The sequence below is a fragment of the Cupriavidus sp. GW822-FHT03E04 genome, from assembly GCF_058801495.1.
On sequence record NZ_JBXANI010000019.1, the window covers coordinates 24,792 to 31,339 of the forward strand.

Consider the following 6,548-nt stretch of genomic DNA (forward strand, 5'->3'; position numbering starts at 1 on the left):
CGTGACTCGCCGGCATCACCTGGAGGCGGGCGCAATGACAGGAAATCACCGAGGAAGGAGCAAACATGAACAAGGTCTACGCCAGCGCCGCGGAGGCGCTCGCGGGCGTCGTTCGCGACGGCCAGACGATCGCGGTTGGCGGTTTCGGTCTGTGCGGCATCCCGGAGGCGCTGATTGCCGCGCTGCGCGACAGCGGCGCCAAGCAACTCACCTGCATCTCGAACAACGCTGGCGTTGACGGTTTCGGCCTGGGCCTGCTGCTCGCCACACGCCAGATCAAGAAGATGATTTCGTCGTACGTGGGTGAGAACAAGGAGTTCGAGCGCCAGTACCTGGCCGGCGAACTCGAACTGGAATTCACCCCGCAGGGCACGCTGGCCGAGAAGCTGCGCGCCGGCGGCTCGGGCATCCCGGCCTTCTTCACCAAGACCGGCGTGGGCACCATCGTGGCCGACGGCAAGGAAATCCGCGAGTTCGATGGCCAGCAGTACGTGATGGAACGCGCGCTGACCGCTGACGTGGCCCTGGTCAAGGCGTACAAGGCGGACCGCGCCGGCAACCTGGTGTTCCGCCGCACCGCGCGCAACTTCAACCCGATGTGCGCGATGGCCGGCAAGGTCACCGTCGTCGAGGTCGAGCACCTGGTCGATACCGGCACGCTGGATCCGGATGAGGTCCACACCCCGGGCATCTTCGTGCAGCGCATCGTGCTGAACGCCAACCCCGAGAAACGCATCGAGCAGCGCACCGTGCGTGCCGCGGGCTAAGGAGAATCATCATGGCATGGACACGTGACGAAATGGCGGCGCGCGCCGCGAGCGAACTGCAGGACGGCTTCTATGTGAACCTGGGCATCGGCCTGCCGACGCTGGTGGCCAACCACGTGCCGCAAGGCATGGAAGTCTGGCTGCAATCCGAGAACGGCCTGCTGGGCATCGGCCCGTTCCCGACCGAGGCCGAGGTCGACGCTGACATGATCAACGCCGGCAAGCAGACCGTGACGACCCTGCCGGGCTCGTCGATCTTCTCCTCGGCGGATTCCTTCGCGATGATTCGCGGCGGCCATATCAACCTGGCTATCCTTGGCGCCATGCAGGTCAGCGAGAAGGGCGACCTGGCCAACTGGATGATCCCGGGCAAGATGGTCAAGGGCATGGGCGGCGCGATGGACCTGGTGGCTGGTGTCGGCCGCGTGGTGGTCCTGATGGAACACACCGCCAAGAAGAAGGACGGCAGCGAGGACATCAAGATCCTGGCGTCGTGCGCGCTGCCGCTGACCGGCGTGGGCGTGGTCAATCGCATCATCACGGACCTTGGCGTGATCGACGTGACCGAAGCCGGCTTGAAGCTGGTGGAGACCGCGCCGGGCGTGAGCCGCGAAGAGATCCAGAGCAAGACGGGCGCTCCGCTGCTCTGATACGCGCTGTCGCAATGAAAAAAACCCCGCGAGCTTGCGTTCGCGGGGTTTTTTATTCTCAGCGCCGGGGGGGCTTCAGGTGCTGCGCTTGTTGTAGCTGGCGAAGACCGATGCGCCGCCATCCGCGCGGACCAGCAGGACATCGAACGGGTCCTTGCGCTTACCCTGTTCCATGCCTGGCGAGCCAACCGGCATGGCGGGCACGGCCAGGCCCACGGCCTCGGGCTTGCTGGCTACCAGCCGCCTGATGTCGGCGGCCGGCACATGCCCCTCGATCGCATAGCCTGCGATGCGGCCGGTATGGCAGGAGCCGAAGCGCTCTGGCATGCCGAAGCGGGCGCGATAGACGCCGGTGTCTTCCACGTCGCGCACGGTCACGGCAATGCCATTCGCGCGCAGGTGCTCGACCCAGCCCTCGCAGCAGCCACATTGCGGGCTCTTGTACACCTCGATGGCGAGCGGGGCGGCAGCGGCGCTGGCACCGGCGCGCAGCCCCAGCGAGGCGGCGGCGCCCAGGGTCAGGGCGCGCAGAACGTGGCGTCGCTGCATGCTCCGTGCCTTTGTTTTCATTGCGCTCATTGCGCCACCCAACCGCCATCCATGTTCCAGGCCACGCCGCGCACCTGGCGGGCCGCGTCGCTGGCCAGGAACACGGCCAGCGCGCCGAGTTCGTCGGGCGTGACGAACTGGCCGGAAGGCTGCTTCTCGATCACCAACTCGTGCTTGGCCTGCTCCACGGGAATGCCGTCCTTCTGCGCGCGCGCTTCCACCTGCTTTTGCACCAGCGGCGTCAGCACCCAGCCCGGGCAGATCGCATTGGCGGTCACGCCGGTCTGGGCGGTTTCCAGCGCGGTGACCTTGGTCAGGCCGACGATGCCGTGCTTGGCGGCTACGTAGGCGGATTTTTGCGCGGAGGCCACCAGCCCGTGGGCGGAGGCGATATTGATGATGCGGCCCCAGTCCTTGCGCTTCATGCCAGGCAGGGCGAGGCGGGTGGTGTGGAAGGCGGAGGTCAGGTTGATGGCGATGATCGCGTCCCAGCGCTCGGGCGGGAAGTCCTCGATATTGGCCACGTACTGGATGCCGGCATTGTTGACGAGGATGTCGGCGCCGCCGAATTCCGCGTCGGCGTAGCGCATCATGTCTTCGATCTCGGCGGACTTGCTCATGTCCGCGCCGTGGTAGCCCACGCGAATGCCCGCGCCGGCCTGCGCGATCTCGCGCTCGGCGGCTTGCGCATCGCCGAAGCCGTTGACGATGATGTTGGCGCCCTGGGCGGCCAGTGCCTGTGCGATGCCGAGCCCGATACCGCTGGTGGAACCCGTGACCAGTGCCGTCTTGCCTTTAAGCATGTTTGCCCTTTCGTCGGAGTGCTTTGCACGTTGGAGTTGGACTGCGCGAGGGACCCGTCGCGCGCCAGCGGCAAAGGCATGGCGGCGAGAACCCCGATGCTGTGGCATTGTAACTGCTGCAGCGTACAATCCAGCTTTGCCCAACCCGGGCGCCACCATGCCGGCGGCGCCGTTCTCGCTACCGTATTGCCAGGGAGTTCAGATGTCGTCAGTCAGTCCGCGCCTCGGCTTCGTCCAGTGCATCAGCCCGGCGGGCCTTCACCGCATGGCCTATCACGAATGGGGCGATCCCACCAATCCCCGGGTGCTGATGTGCGTGCATGGCCTGACGCGCACCGGCCGTGACTTTGACACGGTGGCCGCCGCCCTGTGCGGCGAGTACCGCGTGGTGTGCCCCGACGTGGTCGGGCGCGGCCGCTCGGACTGGCTCGCGGACCCGCGCCGCTACGTGGTGCCGCAGTACGTGTCCGATATGGTCACCCTGATCGCTCGGCTCAATGTCGAGCAGGTCGACTGGTTCGGCACCTCGATGGGCGGGCTGATCGGCATGGGGCTGGCTGGCCTGCCCAAGTCGCCGGTGCGCAAGCTGCTGCTCAACGACGTGGGCCCGCGCATCGCCGCCTCGGCGGTGGAGCGGATCGGTGCCTACCTGGGCCTGCCGGTGCGCTTCAAGACCTTCGAGGAAGGCCTCGCCTACCTCCAGACCATCAGCGCGTCTTTTGGCCGGCACACGCCCGAGCAATGGCGCGAGCTCAATGGCGCCATCCTCAAGCCGGTGCAGGGCGCCGAAGGCCTGGAATGGGGCTTGCATTACGATCCGGCGATGGCGCTGCCGTTCCGCGAGACCACGCCCGAGCAGGTGAGCGCAGGCGAGGCGGCGCTGTGGCAGATGTTCGAGGCCATCCAGGCGCCCACGCTGGTGGTGCGCGGCGCGCAGTCCGATCTGCTCACGCGCGAGACGGTGGCGGAGATGGTGGCGCGCGGGCGCAACGTGACTTCTGTGGAAGTGCCGGATGTGGGGCATGCCCCGACGTTCATCGATCCCGCGCAAGTGGCCATCGCCAAGCAATTTTTCCTGGGCGCGGGCTGAAGCGAGAGGCGCTGGCCGGTCCCGATGATTTTGATGTTTTACCCGACGACTAAAGTATTGCCATGAGTACCAATGAACTGAAGCGCGCCCACGTGGGCAAGCGCCTGTCCGAATACGCGATCTACAACGGCGTGGTCTACCTCGCCGGCCAGGTGCCGGAAGTCGATCCCGGCGCGGACCTGCGTGGCCAGACCGGCGAGGTGCTGGGCCATATCGAGCGCCTCTTGAACGAAGCAGGCAGCGACAAGAGCCGGATTCTCTCGTGCCAGATCTTCCTCACCGACGTCGACCAGATCGGCATCATGAACGAAGTCTGGGACGCGTGGGTGGTGCAGGGCCATACGCCCCCGCGCGCCACCGTGGAGGCTCGCCTGGCCAATCCGCAGTACCTGATCGAAGTGGTGGTCACCGCCGCGCTCAAGTGAGACTGGGGCAGCGAGATGGTGACGTCGACTGACCTGACCGGGCAGATTGCCGGCACGCCCGATGCCGGGCTGGTGGAGCGCGCCCTGGCGTTCGTGCGCGAGCGCGGCAGCGCTGCGTTGCTGCCCACGGGCGAAACCGTGCTCTCGCATGCCGAGGGCATGCTGCGCATTCTCGACGGCCTGCGCGTCGACGATGCCGCGCGCGCGGCGGCCTGCCTGTTCGCGCTGGCCGCGTTCGTACCTGGCAGCGAGGCGGAAATCGAGCCGCTCTTCGGCGAAGAAGTAGCGGGGCTGGTCAAGGGTGTGCGGCAGTTGTTGCGTATCGGCGCGATCGCGGTGGGCCACAGCGGCGCGCCCGAAACCACCAAGGACGAAATCGCCGCGCGCCAGGAGCAGGTGGAGGCGCTGCGCAAGATGCTGCTGGCCTTCGCGCAGGACATCCGCGTGGTGCTGGTGCGCCTCGCCTCGCGGCTGCAGACGCTGCGCTGGCTGGCGCAGGTCAAGGCGCAGCCGCTGCCGGGGGTCGCGCGCGAAACGCTGGACATCTACGCGCCGCTGGCCAACCGGCTCGGGATCTGGCAGATGAAGTGGGAGCTGGAGGACCTGGCATTCCGCTTCGAGCAGCCCGACACCTACAAGCGCATCGCGCGGCTGCTCGACGAAAAACGCATCGAGCGCGAAGGCTATATCGCCAGCGCCATCGCGCGGCTGCAGTCCGAGCTGGCATCGGCCGAGATCCGAGCCGAGGTGAGCGGGCGGCCCAAGCATATCTACAGCATCTGGAAGAAGATGCGCGGCAAGGAGCTCGACTTTGCCGATCTCTACGACGTGCGCGCCTTCCGCGTGATCGTTGACGACATCAAGGATTGCTACACCGTGCTGGGCATCGTGCACCATATCTGGCAGCCGATCCCGCGTGAGTTCGACGACTACATTTCCCGGCCCAAATCGAACGGCTACAAGTCGCTGCACACGGTGGTGATCGGCGACGACGGGCGCGCCTTCGAGGTGCAGATCCGCACCCAGGAGATGCATCACTTCGCCGAGTACGGCGTGGCCGCGCACTGGCGCTACAAGGAAGCGGGCAGCAAGGGCTATAGCGGCCAGTTCTCCGCCAGCGAACGCTACGACGAGAAGATCGCGTGGCTGCGCCAGCTGCTGGCGTGGAAGGACGACGCCGATCATTCGGTTGCGCACGACGAGTCGCCCTGGGAGCAGCTCAAGCACGCGGCCATCGACGACCACATCTATGTACTGACGCCGCAGGCGCGCGTGGTGGCGTTGCCGCAGGGCGCTACGCCGGTGGATTTCGCGTACTACCTGCATACGGACCTGGGCCATCGCTGCCGCGGCGCACGTGTGGACGGCACCATGGTGCCGCTGAACACGCCGCTGAAGAACGGCCAGACGGTGGACATCATCGCCGTCAAGCAGGGCGGCCCGTCACGCGACTGGCTCAACGCGGAACTAGGCTACCTGGCCAGCCCGCGAGCGCGCGCCAAGGTGCGCGCCTGGTTCAATGCGCTGGATTCGCAAGAGACCATGTCGCAAGGCCGCGCGCTGATCGACAAGACCTTGCAGCGCGAGGGCAAGACCGCTGTCAACCTGGATGACCTTGCCGCGCGCCTGGGCTTCAAGACGCCGGACGACCTGTTCGCCGCGGTTGCCAAGGATGAGTTCAGCCTGCGCCATGTGGAGCAGGCGCTGCGGCACCCCGAGGGCGAAGCCGCGGTGGTGCAGAGCGAGGAAGAGGCCGTCACCAAGAAGAGCCGCGCCACCAGCGTGGCGCGTGGCGCCAAGAGCGGTGTGCTGGTGGTGGGCGTGGATTCGCTGCTCACGCAGATGTCCAAATGCTGCAAGCCGGCGCCGCCGGACGAGATCGTGGGCTTTGTCACGCGCGGGCGCGGCGTCTCGATCCATCGCCGCACCTGCCACACCTTCGGGCAGCTCTCGGCGCGTGCGCCGGAGCGCGTGATCCATACCGAGTGGGGCAAGCGCAGCGATGCCGTCTATCCGGTGGACATCCACGTGGAGGCGATCGACCGGCAAGGGCTGCTGCGTGACATCTCCGAAGTGCTGTCGCGCGAGAAGATCAACGTCACCGGCGTGAAGACGCTGTCGAGCAAAGGCGTCGCGCGGATGCAGTTCACCGCCGAGGTTGCCGAGGCCACGCAGTTGCAGCGCGCACTCGGTTTGATCGAAGATGTGGTGGGGGTCTTGCAAGCGAAAAGAAAGTGATGCTATACTTTCGTTCTCCGTAGGCT

7 protein-coding genes are annotated in these 6,548 nt (G+C 66.5%); 5 read left to right on the forward strand and 2 right to left on the reverse strand.

Features of this window, described 5'->3' with window-relative positions:
• The first annotated feature begins 65 nt into the window (after positions 1-65).
• On the forward strand, positions 66-767 hold the full coding sequence (locus tag AC1RQC_RS25985; protein ID WP_492374733.1) for a CoA transferase subunit A: 702 nt from the start codon (positions 66-68) through the stop codon (positions 765-767).
• A gap of 11 nt (positions 768-778) precedes the next feature.
• Positions 779-1,417, forward strand: coding sequence for a CoA transferase subunit B (locus tag AC1RQC_RS25990; RefSeq protein ID WP_150983922.1), 639 nt, complete (start codon positions 779-781; stop codon positions 1,415-1,417).
• Between the two features lie 75 nt (positions 1,418-1,492).
• Here AC1RQC_RS25990 and AC1RQC_RS25995 read toward each other — a convergent pair whose 3' ends face one another.
• Both AC1RQC_RS25995 and AC1RQC_RS26000 read right to left on the reverse strand, forming a co-directional pair.
• Positions 1,493-1,966 (reverse strand): DUF411 domain-containing protein, encoded by a 474-nt coding sequence (locus tag AC1RQC_RS25995; RefSeq protein ID WP_492885064.1) that lies wholly within the window; start codon positions 1,964-1,966, stop codon positions 1,493-1,495.
• 26 nt (positions 1,967-1,992) lie between these two features.
• Positions 1,993-2,769 carry a 3-hydroxybutyrate dehydrogenase gene (locus AC1RQC_RS26000; RefSeq protein WP_492374731.1) on the reverse strand — a complete coding sequence of 259 codons (777 nt, stop codon included), beginning with the start codon at positions 2,767-2,769 and terminating at the stop codon, positions 1,993-1,995.
• 202 nt (positions 2,770-2,971) lie between these two features.
• Between AC1RQC_RS26000 and phaZc the strand changes: the two genes are divergently transcribed.
• The 3 genes from phaZc to AC1RQC_RS26015 all read left to right on the forward strand — a co-directional run bounded on the left by phaZc (position 2,972) and on the right by AC1RQC_RS26015 (position 6,522).
• On the forward strand, positions 2,972-3,859 hold the full coding sequence (phaZc, locus tag AC1RQC_RS26005) for a 3-hydroxybutyrate-oligomer hydrolase PhaZc (protein ID WP_492374730.1): 888 nt from the start codon (positions 2,972-2,974) through the stop codon (positions 3,857-3,859).
• Between the two features lie 62 nt (positions 3,860-3,921).
• Complete coding sequence (locus AC1RQC_RS26010) at positions 3,922-4,284, forward strand: RidA family protein (RefSeq protein WP_416048153.1); 363 nt, start codon at positions 3,922-3,924, stop codon at positions 4,282-4,284.
• A gap of 15 nt (positions 4,285-4,299) precedes the next feature.
• Positions 4,300-6,522: a RelA/SpoT family protein gene (locus AC1RQC_RS26015; RefSeq protein ID WP_492374729.1), complete on the forward strand. Its 2,223-nt coding sequence runs from the start codon at positions 4,300-4,302 to the stop codon at positions 6,520-6,522.
• Positions 6,523-6,548: the final 26 nt, after the last annotated feature.

Coding starts and splice junctions, on each gene's coding strand:
- AC1RQC_RS26015 (WP_492374729.1), top strand. CDS start 4,300: ATGGTGACGTCGACTGACCTGACCGGGCAGATTGCCGGCACGCCCGAT.
- phaZc (WP_492374730.1), top strand. CDS start 2,972: ATGTCGTCAGTCAGTCCGCGCCTCGGCTTCGTCCAGTGCATCAGCCCG.
- AC1RQC_RS26010 (WP_416048153.1), top strand. CDS start 3,922: ATGAGTACCAATGAACTGAAGCGCGCCCACGTGGGCAAGCGCCTGTCC.
- AC1RQC_RS25995 (WP_492885064.1), bottom strand. CDS start 1,966: ATGCAGCGACGCCACGTTCTGCGCGCCCTGACCCTGGGCGCCGCCGCC.
- AC1RQC_RS25985 (WP_492374733.1), top strand. CDS start 66: ATGAACAAGGTCTACGCCAGCGCCGCGGAGGCGCTCGCGGGCGTCGTT.
- AC1RQC_RS26000 (WP_492374731.1), bottom strand. CDS start 2,769: ATGCTTAAAGGCAAGACGGCACTGGTCACGGGTTCCACCAGCGGTATC.
- AC1RQC_RS25990 (WP_150983922.1), top strand. CDS start 779: ATGGCATGGACACGTGACGAAATGGCGGCGCGCGCCGCGAGCGAACTG.